20 protein-coding genes and 1 pseudogene are annotated in these 19376 nt (G+C 33.7%); 4 read left to right on the top strand and 17 right to left on the bottom strand.

The window, feature by feature from the left end:
* Window positions 1–106: 106 nt before the first annotated feature.
* The 4 genes from NSQ18_RS09715 to NSQ18_RS09700 all read right to left on the bottom strand — a co-directional run bounded on the left by NSQ18_RS09715 (window position 107) and on the right by NSQ18_RS09700 (window position 5826).
* Window positions 107–2098, bottom strand: a complete 1992-nt coding sequence (locus NSQ18_RS09715) for a methyl-accepting chemotaxis protein (protein ID WP_339287880.1) — start codon at window positions 2096–2098, stop codon at window positions 107–109.
* 337 nt (window positions 2099–2435) lie between these two features.
* Window positions 2436–3548: a type II asparaginase gene (locus tag NSQ18_RS09710; RefSeq protein ID WP_016839154.1), complete on the bottom strand. Its 1113-nt coding sequence runs from the start codon at window positions 3546–3548 to the stop codon at window positions 2436–2438.
* A gap of 290 nt (window positions 3549–3838) precedes the next feature.
* On the bottom strand, window positions 3839–4555 hold the full coding sequence (locus NSQ18_RS09705) for a hypothetical protein (RefSeq protein WP_016839153.1): 717 nt from the start codon (window positions 4553–4555) through the stop codon (window positions 3839–3841).
* A gap of 215 nt (window positions 4556–4770) precedes the next feature.
* On the bottom strand, window positions 4771–5826 hold the full coding sequence (locus tag NSQ18_RS09700; RefSeq protein WP_339289648.1) for a 2,3-butanediol dehydrogenase: 1056 nt from the start codon (window positions 5824–5826) through the stop codon (window positions 4771–4773).
* Between the two features lie 144 nt (window positions 5827–5970).
* Between NSQ18_RS09700 and NSQ18_RS09695 the strand changes: the two genes are divergently transcribed.
* Window positions 5971–6198 carry a hypothetical protein gene (locus tag NSQ18_RS09695; RefSeq protein WP_339287878.1) on the top strand — a complete coding sequence of 76 codons (228 nt, stop codon included), beginning with the start codon at window positions 5971–5973 and terminating at the stop codon, window positions 6196–6198.
* Here the strand turns inward: NSQ18_RS09695 and NSQ18_RS09690 are convergent.
* Window positions 6164–6985 (bottom strand): VanW family protein, encoded by an 822-nt coding sequence (locus NSQ18_RS09690; protein ID WP_096549663.1) that lies wholly within the window; start codon window positions 6983–6985, stop codon window positions 6164–6166. The genes NSQ18_RS09695 and NSQ18_RS09690 overlap by 35 nt on opposite strands.
* A gap of 253 nt (window positions 6986–7238) precedes the next feature.
* Window positions 7239–7469, bottom strand: coding sequence for a hypothetical protein (locus NSQ18_RS09685; protein ID WP_016839149.1), 231 nt, complete (start codon window positions 7467–7469; stop codon window positions 7239–7241).
* Between the two features lie 159 nt (window positions 7470–7628).
* Here NSQ18_RS09685 and NSQ18_RS09680 point away from each other — a divergent pair, with 159 nt between their 5' ends.
* A complete protein-coding gene (locus NSQ18_RS09680; protein ID WP_339287875.1) occupies window positions 7629–8378 on the top strand; it encodes a glucose 1-dehydrogenase in 750 nt (249 codons plus the stop codon).
* 290 nt (window positions 8379–8668) lie between these two features.
* Here the strand turns inward: NSQ18_RS09680 and NSQ18_RS09675 are convergent, their stop codons facing one another.
* The 8 genes and pseudogenes from NSQ18_RS09675 to NSQ18_RS09640 all read right to left on the bottom strand — a co-directional run bounded on the left by NSQ18_RS09675 (window position 8669) and on the right by NSQ18_RS09640 (window position 14873).
* On the bottom strand, window positions 8669–8932 hold the full coding sequence (locus NSQ18_RS09675) for a hypothetical protein (protein WP_339287873.1): 264 nt from the start codon (window positions 8930–8932) through the stop codon (window positions 8669–8671).
* A gap of 66 nt (window positions 8933–8998) precedes the next feature.
* Window positions 8999–9429: pseudogene (locus tag NSQ18_RS09670) on the bottom strand (DUF4145 domain-containing protein); the annotation flags it as partial.
* Window positions 9430–9447: 18 nt separating this feature from the next.
* Window positions 9448–10617, bottom strand: a complete 1170-nt coding sequence (locus NSQ18_RS09665; RefSeq protein ID WP_339287871.1) for a restriction endonuclease subunit S — start codon at window positions 10615–10617, stop codon at window positions 9448–9450.
* Window positions 10618–12084, bottom strand: a complete 1467-nt coding sequence (locus NSQ18_RS09660; RefSeq protein ID WP_339287869.1) for a class I SAM-dependent DNA methyltransferase — start codon at window positions 12082–12084, stop codon at window positions 10618–10620.
* 740 nt (window positions 12085–12824) lie between these two features.
* Window positions 12825–13334: a type 1 glutamine amidotransferase domain-containing protein gene (locus NSQ18_RS09655; protein ID WP_016839457.1), complete on the bottom strand. Its 510-nt coding sequence runs from the start codon at window positions 13332–13334 to the stop codon at window positions 12825–12827.
* Window positions 13335–13527: 193 nt separating this feature from the next.
* Entirely contained in the window at window positions 13528–14262 is a 735-nt protein-coding gene (locus NSQ18_RS09650; RefSeq protein WP_339287866.1) for a hypothetical protein, read from the bottom strand.
* A gap of 28 nt (window positions 14263–14290) precedes the next feature.
* Window positions 14291–14464 (bottom strand): Fe3+-hydroxamate ABC transporter substrate-binding protein, encoded by a 174-nt coding sequence (locus NSQ18_RS09645; protein WP_016839459.1) that lies wholly within the window; start codon window positions 14462–14464, stop codon window positions 14291–14293.
* A gap of 55 nt (window positions 14465–14519) precedes the next feature.
* On the bottom strand, window positions 14520–14873 hold the full coding sequence (locus NSQ18_RS09640; protein WP_339287864.1) for a hypothetical protein: 354 nt from the start codon (window positions 14871–14873) through the stop codon (window positions 14520–14522).
* Between the two features lie 195 nt (window positions 14874–15068).
* Between NSQ18_RS09640 and NSQ18_RS09635 the strand changes: the two genes are divergently transcribed.
* Window positions 15069–15302, top strand: coding sequence for a hypothetical protein (locus NSQ18_RS09635; protein ID WP_168412797.1), 234 nt, complete (start codon window positions 15069–15071; stop codon window positions 15300–15302).
* Window positions 15303–15403: 101 nt separating this feature from the next.
* Here the strand turns inward: NSQ18_RS09635 and NSQ18_RS09630 are convergent, their stop codons facing one another.
* Window positions 15404–15559, bottom strand: coding sequence for a DUF1540 domain-containing protein (locus NSQ18_RS09630; RefSeq protein ID WP_016839462.1), 156 nt, complete (start codon window positions 15557–15559; stop codon window positions 15404–15406).
* 230 nt (window positions 15560–15789) lie between these two features.
* Here NSQ18_RS09630 and sspO point away from each other — a divergent pair, with 230 nt between their 5' ends.
* On the top strand, window positions 15790–15945 hold the full coding sequence (gene sspO / locus NSQ18_RS09625) for a small acid-soluble spore protein O (RefSeq protein WP_016839463.1): 156 nt from the start codon (window positions 15790–15792) through the stop codon (window positions 15943–15945).
* Between the two features lie 137 nt (window positions 15946–16082).
* Here the strand turns inward: sspO and NSQ18_RS09620 are convergent, their stop codons facing one another.
* Together NSQ18_RS09620 and abc-f are read right to left on the bottom strand one after the other, a co-directional pair.
* Entirely contained in the window at window positions 16083–17075 is a 993-nt protein-coding gene (locus tag NSQ18_RS09620; RefSeq protein ID WP_339287862.1) for a lipoate--protein ligase, read from the bottom strand.
* Window positions 17076–17329: 254 nt separating this feature from the next.
* A complete protein-coding gene (gene abc-f, locus NSQ18_RS09615) occupies window positions 17330–18979 on the bottom strand; it encodes an ABC-F type ribosomal protection protein (protein ID WP_339289646.1) in 1650 nt (549 codons plus the stop codon).
* Window positions 18980–19376 lie beyond the last annotated feature (397 nt).

Here is a 19376-nt window from a genome sequence, read left to right as displayed (position 1 = left end):
TATAAATTACATGAAAGAAAAAAGTCTGTCTATTTAACCTTTCATGCAAAGCAATTGAAAAAAGAGCTTCTCATAGTGCAACACTACGAGAAACTCCCCTTAATTTTTAATATTTAAATGTAGATATAGCATTTTTTAATTCTTCTGCCATTGATGAAAGGGATTGGGCTGAAGCCGAAATTTCCTCCATTGAAGCCAATTGCTCTTCTACTGAAGCTACTACTTCTTCTGATGTTGCAGTGTTGTTTTGTGCCACAAGTACAATATCATCTAATTGTGCCGTTACATCTTGTATAGCACTTGACATTTCTTCAACTGCCACAGAAACTTCCTCCATTTGTGGCGAAATATCTTTCGTTGTTTGGAGTATATGATTAAATTTCTCAACTGCTTCGCTTGTAATCTCTACTCCGTGCTCTACGTCAGTCGTAATTCGCTCCATCATTTTTACGGTATTATCTGTATCATCTTGAATCTTCTTAATAATTGTATATATTTCCTTCGCTGAAGCTTGTGTCTGTTCAGCAAGACTCCTTACTTCTTCCGCTACAACTGCAAATCCTTTACCATGCTCACCTGCACGAGCCGCTTCAATGGCAGCATTTAATGCTAATAAATTCGTTTGGTCCGCAATATTTGTAATGACGTTCAAAATTTCACTTATTTCTTTCGAGCTTTCATATAAAGATTGAATTGTATCTTGTGATTCACTTACAGATGAATGAATCGATTTCATTTGTGAAACGGTTTTCGCTACCGCCTTACCGCCTTCATCTGCCTCAACAATTGCTTGGCGGGAAAGATCTGTTACTTTTGATGAACGTTCAGCAATGTTACTAACTCCGTTCGATACTTCCTTAAAAATAAGGGATACCTTATCAACGGAATTTGTCTGTACTTCCGCATTTTTTGCTACATCTTGGATGGAAACAGATACTTGCTCAGACGCTGCATTTGTTTCTTGTGAACATGCAGATAGTTGTTCTGCAGTGGCCGCAACATTTCCAGCCGTATCATCTATTTTTTGAGTTAGTGTACGAAGACCATCTATCATTTCGTTAAAAGCATTTCCTAACTTTCCGACAATATCATTGGTTTGTATTTCTGCGTACTGTGTTAAATCTCCGCGACTAACATTAACAGCTAATTGGCCTAATTGTTTAATCGGTTTTGCAATTGATTTAATAACCAACATTAAAGCAACTAGCCCAAATAATATGGAAAGAATCCCCACAATCAACGACGTATGTAAAATAGGTGAGTTTGCTTCGTTAATCTCTTCTGTATAGATAACTCCGCCTATTTTCCATCCAGTCAAATCATTAGTTATGTAGTCCAAAATAATGGATTTTCCATTAAAAACTTCATTTAATTGTCCTTTACTTTCTTTGTATAAGTTGTCATACAGTGTGCCTTCTGCTACGCTGCCTAATTCAGCGGTAGGATGTGCTAAATATTTTTTATTTTGGTCTAATATAAATCCATATCCTTCTTTACCAATTCGAATATTCTGCACTACTTCTTGCAGTTTATTTAGGTTAATATCAATCCCTACAACGCCGGTACCATCATCTATTGTTTTTGAAAGAGTGATTACCATTTCACCAGTACTTGCAGCAACGTATGGTTCAGAAATTATTACTTCCCCTTTCCGTTCCATTGCCTGCTTATACCAATCTCTTTCTCTAGCATCGTACCCTTCAGGCACCCCTAGCTCAGCCGGCTCCATTACATATACTCCATCTTCATTACCTGTATAGACAATATCTACTTCTGGATGTGTCACTTGATAAAATTTTAATAACTTTTGAATTTCAGGGCTACTTGTTTCCCCGTATTGATTAGCTGTAATGCGATCAGCCAATGCCTCGATATCAAGGATTTTCGGTTGAATTGCATCTTCAATTGCACTATTCAGTATTTCTACATTTTCATTCACACTATTTAATATTTGATGTTCCAACTCATCCTTAGCAGTTTTAAAAGAAAATAATCCAATCAATAAGACTGAAATGATTAATATTGTAGTGAAAGAAGTAAGTAATTTCACATGAAAATTGCGAATACTAAACTTACTTATTTTTGAAATATCTTTCACTTTGCTACCTCCTTTATATTTATTTAAAAAAATAAGGAAAGCAGAATAGGTTTTGAAATCACTAAACTTATTCCATGTATTTAAACCTATCAAGGCTATCCATCACATTATGAACTCATTTAGTAGAACTGGGAGGAAATAATCACTTAGAGCTGTAATAATTAAATTATTTTATTAAAATAATTCTTGATATCTACCATGTGTAAACAAACTTTATAAAAATTGGATATTTTTAATAAAAAAATAAACGAAATAGTAAACTGGGACAAGGTAATGGTTCCTTGTCCCAATGCAAATATTGGCTCAATTGGATTTATTAAAACCTACAAATACCGTATTAGTATTTGTCAAAGAAGGATTGAATCTCTTGAGGATCATTCGTCACAGTTAAAGCAAGCATTAATAAAATACGTGCTTTTTGAGGATTTAAAGAGTCAGAAGTAATATATCCTTCTTTTGGTGAAACCGTTCCTGTACCAACACGAGAAGATAGTACTACTTTTACACCTTTATTCATTGCATATTTTACACCTTCAACGGACTTTGCTGATAATGTTCCATCTCCAGGTGCTGCAACAATAATCCCTTTTGCTCCGTTTTGTACAGCAGCTTTGTACATGTAAGTTGGGCTGTTTTGATATCCATAAATAATATCAACTTGTGGCAATTTTTTAATTTTTGAAATATCGAATGGTGTTTCAGTTGTATGTAGACGTTCTACATTATTATAGTAATAAGGTTTTCCAGCAACGATTGCTCCTAAATATCCGTTTTCAAAAGATTTAAATGCGTCAGTTGCTGTCGTATTTGTTTTCGTAATATTTCTTGCAGAAGCAATACGATCGTTAAGTGTTACAAGAACACCTTTTCCTTTTGAACTTTCATGACTAGCTAATAAAACAGCATTATACAAGTTGAAAGGACCGTCTGCACTCATTGCTGTTGCAGGACGCATAGCAGCTGTTAAAACTACTGGTTTATCACTTTTTACTACTAAGTTTAAGAAGTAAGCAGTTTCTTCTAGTGTATCAGTACCATGCGTAATTACGATTCCATCTACATCATCGGAAGCTAATAATTCATTCACTCTCTTACCTAATTTAAGAAGAATCTCATTTGTGATATCTGTGCTGTCAACTTTTACAATTTGTTCACCTGTAATATTTGCAAGCTCCTTCATTTCAGGAACTGCTTCAATTAAAGTTTCAATACCTAAATCACCAGATTTATATCCAGTCGTCTGTGTTGATGAAGAACCTGTACCTGCAATCGTTCCCCCAGTTGCAAGAATCACGACATTTGGAAGTTCTTCTTTTTGTTCATTATTATTTTCATTATTGACTGTTACATTTTCGTTATTTGCTTTTGCAGAAAAACTAGATGCAATAGCAGAGATTGCAACAATAGCTGCTACAAATAAAGCAACATAAAGATAGAAATTTTTCTTCATTTGCTTAACCTCCAATAAAGTTATCTAACTTAAATCCCTATAATGAACCAAAAAAAGATTAATTTAAATAAGGTCACAGTTAGTAAACAGTAGCCTCCAAAATTAGCACACCCTATTCAAATTAATCTCACTCATTATTTCGACAAAACAATAAAATTATTTAGTTATAATATTATATTTTCAATTTTTACTAACTTCTAAATTTTCCCAATCTTCTTTTTTCCTAATAATACATTTTTCCCCAAAAATAATAACGACGAATCTGCTTGGAGAGTCGTCGTTTAGTCGATTTAATTCGATAATTCAATTGGTAAAAAATCAGGCAATCTACGTGGAGGTTTGTCGAGCATAATCTGTTCCGGTTTAATACCTTCCTCTAACAACACCTGAATGTTTTGTTTAAGGAAATCATCACTGCCGACAACATAGTATAGGCCATTTTTATCTGTAGAAAGCTTTTTTATTCTATCATAATATTCTTCACGGTTATCTACAAAATGAGCGGTGAAATTTTTATCATGATTTGTTTTAAAAATATTAGTAAATAAATAGTTTTTTGAAGAGTCAATGTTCAAGGAATGAATTTGCGGAACATTTTCTGGTTGCTCAAAATATTTCAACACGATTGGTCTGAAAGTTGCTAAACCTACCCCTGATGACAATAGGTAAATGTTTTTATTTTCTCGTCTAAGCGGCACATTGGAATGAGTTTTAAAAATCGCCACTTGATCTCCAACTTGTAGATTTCTTAAAATCGCTTTAAACTCTGAGCACTGTTGTCTAATACGTGTTGTAATACCAATCGCATTTTCATTCGGCAAAGTAGATATTGACATATGACGGACTAGACTTTTGTTTGGCTTTTCTCCGACATTAAAACCTTCAAGAGCTAAGTGAAGATGAGCCCCTTCTTCCCAAGAATATCCTTCAGGAATTTCAAGGAAGTAGGTTTTTATATCAGGTGTTTCATCAACGATTTTTTTAATTTTGATCCAATGAATTTGCATTTAAATTCTCCTTACTCATAAAATGTTTGCTATTTTAAATATACAACAAATGAAAATCATTCTCAATTAATCTTTCAATAGAAAATGTTTACTATATAAGTTATGAATATATTCAGCTTTTTTTGTAAAAAAAATAGTAGTAAATTCCGTATATAAAGATGTGCATATCAAAAAAACATCATTTTCTCAAAAGGAGAAAATGATGTTTTTTAGTCTTATTTTGGAGAAACAAGAATTTTTATTTGCTGTTTATCGTTAACCAATGTTTCAAATCCTTCTTTCACAATATCATCAATTTTTATACGTTTTGTAACTAATTTATCAGCAGGGAAGTATCCTTTTGTCATTAAATGCATCACTGCCGGGAAAATGTCTCGATATGCGATAATTCCTTTTACAGTGCGTTCTGATAACACAATGTTATTTGGTTGGAGTGATGCTTCTTTTTCCCAAATAGAAACAATTACTGTTTCACCCTCAAATGTTGTTGAATCAATGGCTTGTTTTAATACTGCTGGTACACCTGTTACTTCAAAGGCAACATCTACTCCACCATTTGTAAGCGCTTTAATTTTATCTACTACATCTTCTTCTTCAGCAGGATTCATTACAGCAGTTGCTCCGAGTTCCAAAGCTTTCTCTCTGCGCTCTTTTGAAAGTTCAACTGCATATACCTCTGATGCTCCTGCCACTTTTAATGCTTCAATTACTAATAAACCAATTGGTCCCGCACCAAATACAACCGCTTTATCTCCCGCTTTCAATTTACTCATACGAACTGCATGTAACGCTACTGCAGCTGGTTCTACTAAAGCACCTTGCTCAAGTGATAACCCTTCTGGCATTTTGTGCACCCAACGTTCATCCACTACAGTATATTCTGAGAAGCCTCCACCGCCTCCGGATAGACCATGGAACCCCAAATGTTTACAAATATTATATTTTCCTTTTAAACATGCTGGACATTGACCACAAGCTAAAATGGGTTCTACTACCACTTTGTCTCCTACTTTTACCTTTGTAACTCCTTCACCTACTTCAACAACTGTTCCTGAAAATTCATGTCCCATTATAATTGGAGCCATTTCTTTACTTATCGGATGAGGTTTTTCAACAGGAATGAAAATTGGACCCGCCACATATTCATGAAGATCACTTCCACAAATGCCTGTCCACGCAACTTCGATTTTTACACGTCCTGGTGTTACTTTAGGTTCATTAATGTCTTCTACACGAATGTCTTTTGCATTGTACCAAAGTGCCGCTTTCACGAGTATCACACTCCAATTAAAATATTCACTACCAAAAAGTAGTAATTATATTTTACAAAACATTCCAATGATTATCTGTGGATAGAATGTTAAATTTTTTTAATATTTTTTAAAAATCATTGTTCTCAAGAAATTCTGCAAGAAATGTTTTATTCACATTTAGAGTTAACGAAAAACGAAGCTGTGACGATGATTCAAAAAAACTATCAAATGGATATCGAAATTTTCGATGAAATTGAAGGGGAAATTTTAACTATGTCAGATTATATCGCAGCGGGGATTGTTATGCAGTTTTATTATCGTTTTCAATGTCCATATATTTATTATTTTGAATTCCTTAGTTATTCATTGAAATTTCTTCATTATTTATAGGTATTGGATACTTAACCTCAGAAAAGTTTTTGATTAGTAGTTCCTCTTTGACCATTTGTCCGGTTACTTTATCATATGTCTTTTTCCAAATTTCATTTTGACGATAGTTTTTTCCGTCCTTTTGTAAAAATTGATGGTTTCTTTCTTCGATATGGTAGGAATATGGCATTTCTTCATTACTAAAAATAGCACCTTTTAAATGTTTATCTGTTACCCATACTTTTATTTGGAAAGATTGGTTAGTTGGATTATAAAAACGTAAATCTACGTAGTTATAAAAAACACTTGCTCCGCTTCCAAAAGGCAGTGTCCTCCCGGAGTCAGGAAACGGGTCAAAACTATGGTGATGTCTTTCAATAACAACGAGAGGAGTATGTAAAACCATCCAATAAAGTAAATTAGCAAGCTGGCAAATTCCACCGCCAATACCCGTTTTCACTTCTCCCATTTTGAGCTGCATGCCTTCAATATAGCCCTTTTCTTTTGATGTTCGACCAACTAGTTTCCAAAAAGAAAAAATTTCACCCGGTTTAATAATCACACCATCAATTTCACCTGTTGCAATTTTTAAGTTTGTAATTTTATTTTCTTGTAACTGAGGATCGCTATTTCCTAATTTCCTTCTCAATAAGGATTGATGTTTTTTACAAGTGAATGGAAATGTATTCGTTAAGTCCCTTTGCTTTGCAAATCGATTTCTGTCTTTTAAATCTGTTAATGTTCTAAAAAGTCTTTTTTGCTCGATTCTTGCATGATAAAAAAATGGATGAATTTCAGATAGTCTCAAAATGCTTCCTCCTTAAACACCTTAAAATAACTGGTAAAAAAATCACATTCAAACAGCTCCATATTTCCTTGCTATAATTTAAATCTAACCACGAAAACTCATTCTTTTTTCATAAGACCACCCCCAACTTATGTATTAGATGAATTTCAAAATAATAAAGCTTCAAATCCACACGTTTGGACTTGAAACTTTAAGTTAATAAGTTCCAATAGTGCCATTTTATAAATTGGACTCTTTAAACCATGTAAAAGTTTCAAAAGAAATTGGCTAAAACAAAAATAATTGCACAATATAAATCAGCTGATATAATCATCAACCAATTATAAATAAAGATTAACTTTGCATTTATATCCGTTGTTAATACAGATTCATCTTTAATTTGTGTCTTCGATGAAGCAGCATCAACAGTCTTGTTCCTTTGCCTTAAATTAGGATTTAGATAATCAGCCTTTAAAAATCCATATTGAGGATTGACAATCGACAATATTTCCCTCCTCTGTAAAAGCCTCATTCATATAAATATGTTTGTTTAAATTAAAGCATTCTACATGTGACTAATTGATTTTATTATTGGGAGTTCTACGGTGTTCACTTTTTGTGCTACCTTAAATATGGAGAATTTTCGTTAAGGATGTGTAAAACTATGGATTTTTCAAATAAGACGGTGATTGTAACCGGCGCTGGACAGGGCATTGGAAAAGGAATCGCTTTGCTTTATGCAGAAAAAGGTGCAAATGTTGTGATAGCGGATATTGATGAAATAGCCGGATTAAAAACAGTTGATGTAATTAAAGAAAAAGAGGGAAACGCGCTTTTTGTAAAAACCGATGTAAAAGATGGGGATGACATCATCCGCTTAATGGAAATTGCAAACCTTACATTCGGTCAAATTGATATTTTAATCAATAATGCAGGGAAATCAGTATTTAAGTCCCCTTATGAATTGTCAATCGAAGAATGGGACGATATTATCAACACCAATTTACGAAGTGTTTTCTTAGCATCAAGGGAAGCCGCAAAATATATGCGAAATAATAAAGAAGGCGGCTCCATCGTTAATATTGCCTCCACACGGGCCATTATGTCTGAACCGAATTCAGAAGCCTATGCAGCAACAAAAGGTGGAATTGTTGCATTAACTCATGCGCTTGCAGCATCATTTAGTGCAGATCGGATTACCGTGAATGCTATTTCGCCAGGTTGGATTGAAACAGGCGATTATTCCCAATTACGCAAAATTGATCACGAGCAGCATTTATCAAAACGTGTAGGGAAACCAGATGATATTGCGCGTGCTTGTCTCTATTTAACAGCGAAGGAAAACGATTTCGTGACAGGCATTAACCTTGTTGTGGATGGTGGAATGACAAGAAAAATGATTTATGAGGAATAGCAAAAACGAAAAACAGGCTGGGACAAAACTAGCTTCAAGATAGGAAAACGAGAATTTGATCCAACTCAAATTCTCCTTTTTCCATTTCTCTCCATTATTTTTGGTCAGTTGATCTTTGTTGGCCGTGTATTTTCGTAAATTCACAGCCATTAAGGCAATTCCGATTTCATTTTCCACCTTCGATTTTCCTAGTACGGAAAATCGAGTGAAACGCAAATTAGCCTTCAAGAATCCGGTCCTTTTGCACATTTAATAAATAAAATAACAGAATGAAACTGTCGAAACCAATCTTATTTTAAATTAAAGGTTTTTTTCTTTAAATGTTTTTCAGGATTCAAATCTTCTAAATACCATGTAAGAGGAACTGCGAAATTGTCTTTCTCTAATTCTGTTACATTATTGTCTCCACTGGCATCAACTAAGAAAATTTTTTCCTCTGATTCTAAACCAAAAATATTTTCTGATGAAACATATCCCTGTAAACTAGTATATCCTATGAAATTACTTCCATCTTGAGATAATGACTTGTTCAATCCTTTAATAGAATTTCCCACCTATCATCCCTTGCCTAAACTCTTCTTTTCAGCAAAGTATCCCCTTTTAAAATTGCTAATATCTTGTTCTTCACCGACAGGAAGTAAAGATTCATCAAAGTCCCCTGCAGTAAATTCATCGGAATAGCAGTAATCAATCCACGCAACAAACTGGAATAGATGATGTAGGGACAAAATCGCTTCATCACGCGTTAGCAGTGCATTCGTATGAACCGCTTGATTGCCGAGCTTCACTACATACTTCATCATTGGTAATAAGTCTTCATCATAATCCCTAAAAATTCTCGATCATGAATTAAACTGGATAGATTATCTTGATAAGGAACTTTTACCGCACTGTCAAAGCTATAAACCCATTTCATCGCAAGCTCCAATGCACGTCGAGACTGAATGGCGCTGACAGCAGGGCTTACAACCAATCCTTTTTCTGCTTCAAAACAAGCCTCTGCAAAACTTTGATACTGTTTCTTATCTTTTAAAAAGCCAAAATTGGAAATATTGGCACTTCCCTTTTATTAAATAATTGACACTTCCTCTTCTGAAAATAATTCGCCTCTAAATGATTTTTGCAACAATGCATGATATAAATTTTCTAATTCTAGTAAGCTAGATTCAAATACCTTCCTTTGTTCTTCAATTTTTTCCACTTTTTCATAAAACTCATTTTGTAATTCTAGCGGTGGATATGGAACCATAAATGAATTTAAATTTTTTTGATTTAGTTTAGGTTGGGCAGATCCAGTAATCAAATGTGAAATATCTTGTAAATTGATAACGTATTTAATAAAACGCTGGGTGGATAAATGTTCAAACTTCAATACGTGGGCATGATTATTAACCCAAATTTTTCCTTTCACTTCAAATGCTATTGGCGTTACTCTAGATAACAGATTGGCTCCATCTTCTGAAACTAGTAATAAATTGTCATCAAAAATATAATCATCAACATAATCTACGATACCTGAAGCTCCATAATATGGATAAATACCTTTTTTGCGTTCTGATGAAGTAATTGGAACCCTCTTACTATCTAAATTTTGACAAATCTCACTTAACTTTTTATATTCCCATCCATTAGGGTTTGTTTCCGGATCCCCAAACATCTCGAAAAATATGCTTTGCGTGAATTGATCTAATAAATCGATTTGGGCTTTGCGACATTTAATTACATCTTGAGTCTTATTTAATAATGCCGCTATTTTGCTTTGTATCTCTAATGATGGAATGGGAATCATTAAATCGTCTATATGTTCATTTCTTAAATTATTAATATTTGCCCCATTAATAGACTGTAAGATTGTTCGAGAATAATAATCTGTATTAAAAAAGTGTCTTAAATAATCCGCATTAATATTTTGTTTTGGCCTAATTAATTTACAAAAGGCTCCAAAAGTATATTCACAATCTTCGTTTGCTTGTCCCGACTTTCCAACAACTTCTTTACTGCCGCTCGATGCTGCAATTAAGATATCGCCTTTTCTTAATTTTTGTTCCAATTTTACGAGAGAAGAATCTACATACAACACATCCTGATAGATTATTTCTCCATTTTGAATATTTGTGGCTCTTAACAATGGTATATATCCATCGATTGTTTTTTCTGATATTTGATTTTTTTTGTAAGATACCCCTCTAATTTGATTAATAAAATTTTTAAGGGGATAACATTTATATTTCGAAATCATTCAATTAGCCCCTTTTATTAAATTTTCAATTTCTTTTAAACCATCCATTATTTCTTTTTCATAAGTTCCAATTTTTTTGAGTATTTCCATAGGATTCTCATATTCAATTTCCTCATACTCAATCTCTTTATACTTATTAATCGACAAGTCATAGTCATTTTCCCTTAGTTCTTCAACAGGTACAAAGAAGGATTGTTCTGTCCGTTTCCGTTCTTTTTCTGCTTCCAAATTGTTAAAGCGTGAAATAATATCCGGAATATCATTTTCTTCAATTGGAGTGCGTTTGTCGTCTAGAGAGAATCCGTCTGCTTTCATGTCATAGAACCAAACGTGATTTGTACCACCTGCACCTGTTTTTGTAAAAATGATAATCGCCGTAGATACTCCTGCGTACGGTTTAAACACTCCGCTAGGCATGGAAATAATGGCTTCTAATTTGTGATTTTCAATAATTTCCTTGCGTATAGCTTTATGGGCTGTCGAACTTCCAAAGAGCACACCGTCTGGAACAATAACTGCTGCACGTCCACCTGGTTTTAAAATTCGAATAAATAAAGATAAGAACAATAATTCCGTTTTCTTCGTTTTAGCAATTTTCAATAAGTCGTTTGATACTGCTTCATAATCTAATGATCCTTTAAATGGCGGATTTGCTAGCACTAACGTATATTTATCTTGATCTTTATTCATTTCAGATAAGGAATCCCGATATTCAATATTCGGATTATTTACACCATGCAGCATCATGTTCATGGCACCAATTCGAAGCATTGTTCGGTCCATATCATTTCCGTAGAACATGGTATTATGGTAATGTTCTTTTAAACCTTGAACGAGAAATAAATCCTGATGATGTTTCCGTAAATATTCACTTGCTGCAACTAAAAATCCAGCAGTCCCCATAGCAGGGTCAATAATAATATCCTCTGGCGTTGGTTTCATCAATTCAACCATCATTTGAATAATGTGTCTTGGTGTGCGGAATTGCCCGTTTGTACCAGATGTTGATAATTTGGAAAGCAGATACTCATATAAATCCCCTTGTACATCCCGATCATCTAAAGGAAGATTGTCAATTCCTTCGACAATTTTTGCCAACATGTTCGCTGTTGGGATTAAAAACATTGCATCGCTCATGTATTTTGAGTATGCAGAATCTTCTTGACCATGAAGATTTTTAATGAAAGGGAAAACCTCATCCGATACGATACGATACATTTCTTCTGGGGAACCAAGATTTTTAAAACGATGCCAACGTAAATGTTGTTTATCTTCTGGAAAGATTCCTTCAAAAGGAATACCAAGAATTTCTGCTTCCTTCTCTTTAATGGTTTCTGCTTCATCCAAACTTTTTATAAATAAAAGGTAGGTAAATTGTTCGATTACCGTTAATGGGTTGGTGATTCCACCCGTCCAGAACGTCTCCCATATTTTATCTACCTTATTTTTGATTTCACCTGTAATCATCTAGCTTCCTCCTACTTCTACACATATAACTTCATTATATCTAAATATATCTCTATATTAATATGGAAATATTGGGTACCCATCATATTGAAATTAAAACTCCCTAAATGAATAAACGGCTTAAGCACCACAGTGGCTCAAGCCGCATAAATACGCAACAATCAACATGTTACTTCATGTTTATAGATTTCTATTTTGTAAAATGCTTACTTTTGTTTTTTTAGCTTTTCGCATTTTGAATATTGGAATTAAAATTTAAATGTGATGTTCAAATCGTCTCTAAAAATTCTATCGGGATTCATTTTTCTTCAAAATAAATTAGGTTAATAGTGTAGTGTATTGTTTTTTTCCAATTTGTTCTATTAAGTTCATTTCAAATTAGTATTAAATATAAAATTTCTTATTTCTTTATATTTAGGGATTAGGTAAATTATCTATTAATTATTTTTACATAAGCACCACATTTGCATCTTCCATGACCATTTTTCTTTTTACTTTTCTATTACATGAAGGTCATTTAATTATCATGACTTTCCTCCAAATAAGTTATTAACACCTCCATTTTTGACTTGGAATAATAAAATTATACTAGGACACAATGTCACTTGGAATTTTATACATTATAAATAAAAATATGTCTTTTTCCATTCAAATTTTCTGTTATTGTTAACAAAATTGTTTATTTATTAAAGAAAAAAACGACTTCCGTAATTTGGAAATCGTTTTTTCTTTATCCTCTATTAATTTAATTTCGCTAAAATCTCACGAATAAATGCAGGTTCATCTTTCGGAGTACGGGATGTGATGATGTTTTCGCTCACAACGACTTCTTCATCACGATAGTCTGCACCAGCTAGCTTTACATCATCTCGAATGCCGATATAGCATGTTGCCGCTTTTCCTTTTAAAATGTCCGCACTAATCATCACTTGAGGTCCGTGGCAAATACCCGCAATTAATTTGCCTTGTTCATTGGCTTCTTTTACAAAGCGAACGATATCATCATTGACGCGCAATGCTTCTGGAGAACTTCCGCCTGGAATCACAACAGCATCAAATTCATCTGCTTTTGCATCTTTCGCACCGATCTCTGCTGTATATGAAACTGTTCCTTTTTTACCTTTGCACTCTGCTCCTTTTTCCAAACCAATGATGACTGCTTGGTGTCCAGCTTCTTTAATTGCCTCATATGGATTTTTCATCTCAGAATCCTCAAAATTACTTGCTAGTAAAAATGCAACCTTTGCCATAACAAATACCTCCTATGCAATAAATCTTACAGGATTAGTATAATTGATATGCAGATAGAATAGCAAAATATGTGATTTTTTCAGTTAATTATAAATTTATTGAATCATCTATTTTTCTTTATAAATATAAAATCCTTTACTATGTTTAATATAAAAACACATAAAGGATTTGGAGCATTGCAGCTATAAAATGTTACCCATTACAAATTTTCCACTGCTTATTTTTATGTTCTAAAAACCGACTGAATTTCGCTTTACGCTTATTACGTTCAAGATTGTTATACATTTCATCCATATCTTCATAGTGACCTATTACATAAAATCTTAGCCCAATTGATTGACTATCCCGGTAAATATTCGAAAAATCGATTAATAAACCTTCTTTTGTCAATTCAAATAGTTGATTTTTTATTTCCTCAGCCATTGGATAGATTTTTCTTCTTTTATTTGTGGAAACAGTTCCAATGATTTTATTTGCGAGTATTTCCTTAAACACTAAAATATCTCTGCAATATAGTTTGCAATACCATCCATCATCGTGGGCGAGATAAACAAATTGATTTTTGATTCGATCAAAAAATGGCGAATTTAATGGCTTGCCAAAATGAGACAAATACAATACTTCCGCTTTCTCTTCCGGGGTACATTGGTTTAAATCTTCTTCATTGTTGTAATCAATCCAATGAAAATTACCTAAACCGTAAATATCTTCTCTTGCTAACTCTAAAATTCCCTCTTTCCCCACTGCCGTTTCAAAAAACCAATGATCATTAAAACCGTTGGCAATATATTGCCCATCTGTAATTAGTAAATTTTCTAAGTTTACCGGGCAATACTGAATAAATTCATGAAATTCCATTCCATAGTAAATAAAATATTGTTCTTCTAAATTGGCATTGATATAAAATACATCTCTTAATCTTCTCATATCTTAAATTTCCTTAACTCACACAGATTTAGATATTCATTTTCTTTGAACAATTGCTGCAAATAAATTTGCCTTCAAGATTTAAATACGCTTTAATTTCAGTGATTCCTTTTCTCTTAGGATATCGAAGTTGTATTAATACTTCTTCATCATCTTCTATTACTTTATTGCATTTCATACATTTTGGAGTAATTAATGACATTTTATATCCTCCTTATTCGGAAATTCCCCAAATCGAATCAAACAATTCGTTAAAATCATCTTATCTCAAACTTGTTTCTTGCTTTTATCTTAGAAAAATACAAAAGTAGAAAACATATAAAATAAGCAATACATGGAGCAAAAAACCAATGGAAGATTCCTGGTGTTCCCAGCATATACAGGCTTATTGGCAAAGACCAAATAAAAGCGATTAGCATAAGGTAGTCTTTTTGAATTATTAAAGCAATTATTGCTAAACAGGCTGGGAGGCATAACATCAGAAAAGTATTAATTGCTGGACCGGCTTCAATAACTGTAGACGAATAAGGATTATAAAAAACAAAGACAATCCACAAACCGATGCTGAAAATCCCAGCGATTCCCCCTAAGACTAATCCAGTCACCCTCAATTTTCGTTTCCTCCTTTCATAAATCATACCATTAATTTCCGCTATACGAAAACTTATCGTTCATTTCGGATGTACTTCTTTTTATGCATTAATTAATCCTGCTCCCCAAGAGAAAAAATCGTTTTGAAACATTTTCATGTACTTTACACCTCTACCATATAATGTTTTGTGTATGCTGAAAAAAGAGGGAAATCTGTGCTGATAAAAGAAATGCGTTTACAGCGTATACAACGTTTAGCTCATGAAATTATGTATGAAATAAATTCACAAGAAGAACAAAAACAATCTGAAGATTTGAACTTTGTGATTGACAACCTTTCTCGTGCTATTGGAGAATTAGCGGATCCATTCGGTTGTTATTCGTTAGACTATATTGAAGATAAAGTGGAGAAATCCTATTTTATGCTTATTAAAAAATTTAACAATTAGAAAAGCTAAAAATAATTCAATAAAAACGAATGAAAATGAGAGTTATTATCAATACTATAACTATAAAAGGTAACCAATTTTCATTGGTTACCTGATAAAAATTAATTCTCTGGTGTAAATGTTTTGCAATCTGTTTCTTCACTATTGGATGCTTCTTTTCCTTTTTGACTTACTACATAGATTCTTTCAGCACTACATTTGTTTCCATCAGCCCAATACTTGCAGTTATTTACTTCGCAAAGAATCTCTTGTTGCATTATCTCACACCTCCTCTTTTGTTATCATTGACAGATTTGAATTGGTTAATACTATCTTTGTCATACTAAATTTCAAATATTTTACACAAACATTGATCGGTTTCTATATATTTTCTTCTTCAATACCCTTTCAATTATGAAATAAATCAACAGATGAAAAAGGACTTTATCTCTTTTCAAATGCATAGTTAAGACACCTAATGACACACTAATGTCATGGAGGTGTGATGATGAGTAACAGAGAAAAGAAAAACTTAAGTGGCAACTTCAGCGATGAGCAGGCAGTAAGAAAAGAACTATCAAGAGAATTTGATCATGAACTTGCAAACGAACCTTTAACACCGCAAGAAAAACATAATAATAAGAAAACGAAGAAGCGACAATAAGTTATCCTCGGCTATTCATTCAATAAAAATAATTGTTGAACACATGAAAAAGAACGAACTTCTTTAACCGGAAATTCGTTCTTTTTTTATTTCAGCCTTTGCTGTTAATATTCAACTGTTAGCTTAACTTTAACTACTTAATAAATTAATTGTAAGAAATCATCCATCGTTACGCCGCCGAAATATCTGGAAATAACAACATCCGCCAAAGCTTCTTCAATATCTTTATTAGCATAGCGTACACCAACTAAACGTTGCTCGATTTCTTCTACGTCTTCCATGCCAAAGAAATCACCAAAAATCTTAATTTCTTCAATGATTCCTTTGTTCACTTCTAAACGAATATCAATTTCCCCAGATGGGAAGCGCTTTTGCTTTTGCATATTAAAGCGCGGTGATTTTCCATAGTTCCATTCCCATTTTTGGTAGCGTTCTTTCGATATTGTATAAATATTTTCCCAATCTTGTTCTGACAGCTCGTAATATCGGATATTCTCCTCGCCACCGAAAATCGATTTCAAAATTTCCATTCGGAACTGTTCTACCGTAATTTTTTCCGGCAAGAAATCAATGATGTTTGCTACACGTGAACGTACGGATTTAATTCCTTTTGATTCAATTTTGTCTTGCTTTACTTTTAATGAATTTACCACCGCATCAAGATCTAGATTGAACATCAATGTGCCGTGGCTAACCAAACGGCCGCGCGTTACATATTGCGCGTTTCCTGAAACTTTTCGTCCTTCCACTAAAATATCATTGCGACCAGAAAGTTCCGCGTTCACCCCTAATTTTGCCAATGCATCTACTACAGGCTGGGTGAATCTTTTGTAATTGTGGAAGCTGTTTCCGTCGTCCTTCGTGATAAAGCTGAAATTTAAATTATTTAAATCGTGATACACCGCTCCGCCACCAGAAAGTCTCCGAACGACGATAACTCCATTTTCTTCAACGTAGTCTGTGTTAATTTCTTCATATGTGTTTTGATTTTTACCGATAATAATGGACGGTTGATTGATATAGAACAGTAAAAAATCATCCTGCTCAACATCCATGTTTCTTACAAGATATTCTTCAATTGCCAAGTTCACTCTAGGGTCTGTAATGCCTTTATTATCAACGAAATACATGTGCATATCCTCCTTTATGTCCATATTTATTTTACACGAAAAAAGGATTATTTTGATTTTTTTAGTACGATAGAATTTTTCATCAAAAAAAACGACAACTATTATCGTTGTCATCAAATTAAAGTAAGCTCGAATCAAGTGAGACGAATAAAAAACTCCTGCTCTTTTAGGACACATGACAAATAGCCCTTCAATCACGATTTTTTCGGACTGAGGGCTATTTTTATGATTGGCGTAGATCTTGTATTTCGATTTTATTGAAGGAGATTTTTCAAACGACGGATTTCTCCTAAAATCTCATTGTATTCTATCTCTAAAAGCTTGGGGTCATCCTTTTTGGAAGGCATAGAAATTTTACTTATTACCTCCGTCAACCGAGTTTCTAATCGTAATATTTCTTCCTTAATCTGCTCTTTTTTCCTGTCTTTAACTTCAGTCTTGCTAGCCATATATTCATCATAGCTGCCCTTGAAAGTTTTAAGTTTGCAGTCTTCGATAATCATAATCTGATTAGCTACTGAATTTATAAAGCGCCGATCATGAGAGACAAAGAGCAGGGTGTGTTCATATTCTCGTAGAACTTCTTCCACCACTTCCAGAGAGTTTAAATCTAGATAGTTTGTAGGCTCGTCAAGAATCAATAGGTTAAAGCCACTACATATTATTTTGGCAAAGGAAGCCTTAACTCGCTCCCCTCCGCTTAAAACCCTAACCTTTTTATACACGCTATCTCTTTTGAAAAGAAGACGAGCCAATAATATTCGAACAAAACTCTCCTCATAAACGCTTTCTGCCATCACATTGTCGAGGATACTCTTATTTTCATCTAAGATACTTAACTCCTGACTGAAATAACCAATCCTTACGTTAGGAGCAATTTTGATTGGGGACTCTTGGTTCAGAATCATTTTTAGCAGAGTAGTTTTTCCACATCCATTGGGACCTATTAAACCTACCTTAGCTCCGTTTTCTAAATGAAATTGAGCATCTTTAAAGATCACTTTATCCCCAAAACTCTTGTTAATCCCATTTCCTTCAATGATTACTTTGCTATATATTTTCTGTACGTCCCCAATGTCAAATTTGATTTTTTCGATTTTTGGTGGTTTCTCCTTAACTTCTAAATGTTGAATTCTTGCCTCCACATTTTTAATAGCGCGATCCAAATTCGCTTTTGCTCTTTGATTGCCCATCTTGTGGAGTCTAGCCTCAGAGTTACCCATCCTTCGGGGAGTTTTTCGAATGGATTTTACTTTTTCTCGTGTAGAAATTATAACCCTTTCTAGTCTCTTCTTTTCCTTAACATATTGCTCATATTCAAATTGTGCTAGCTCTCGCTCTTCAGTTTTTTGCTTAATATATTCACTATAGTTACCGGAATAGGTTTTGATTTTCCCTTCTTCTATTTCGATTATTTTGTTACAAAGGCTATCTAGCAAATCTCGATCGTGAGAAATCAAGACTAGGGCACCAGAAAAGTTGGCAAAGGAATTTTCGACTAATTGAATTCCTTCAATATCCATATTACTAGTGGGTTCATCAGCGAAAATGATGGCATGATTTTGACCTAGGCTGGCCGCCAGCTTAAAGCGGTTTCTTTCTCCTCCGCTCATACTCTCCCGATAGGTTTGGGGAACTTTAAATTTTGAAGCCGTCTCTTGTTTTATTGTTTTTTCTTCAGGGGGCTCTAGTTGGGAGATATAGGCGCATTCCCCATAAAGTTTTACCCATCCTTCATCAGGTTCTATTCTTTGGCTTAAAAGGTTCAATAGTGTTGTTTTTCCTGCCCCATTTACGCCCACAATACCAATGCGATCTTGATCATATATGCAGAGATTTTCAATATCCAAAATAAGACGATCTCCAAAAGATTTTTTTAGATTTCTACATTCGACTAATAAAATAAAAACCCCTCCTAAATTTACCGGAGAGGATAGTATCTATCAGACCATAACCATACCAAAAAAACTATATCTTCTATTGCCCATGCCATAAGCCAAAAAACAAAAAATAAGTACTCTCTCAGGCAACAGAATCTACAGCAAAGTATAGTTATCGAAAGCTATCTACAGAAGTCAGTACTATCCACTCACTGGTAAAAAATGCATGATTGTTAAGCCGTTTTCCAACGACTTTCTCAAAACTTCATTACATTTTCCTTCCTAGTTAAGTGAATTAGTTGTACATTTTCTGCAGATACCTTACCTTTCTTAAATTTTTTATTAGGCTCTTCATTAGCCTATAGCCTATTGACTGCAATTATAATAAATATTTAACTTTTCTGTCAAGTTTCAATGTAAC

The sequence above is a fragment of the Ureibacillus sp. FSL K6-0786 genome (genome assembly GCF_037965165.1).
GTDB classification, from domain to species: Bacteria; Bacillota; Bacilli; order Bacillales_A; family Planococcaceae; genus Ureibacillus; species Ureibacillus thermosphaericus.
The sequence above is the reverse complement of the archived record's forward strand: the minus strand, read 5'-3'. Positions and strand labels throughout refer to the sequence as shown.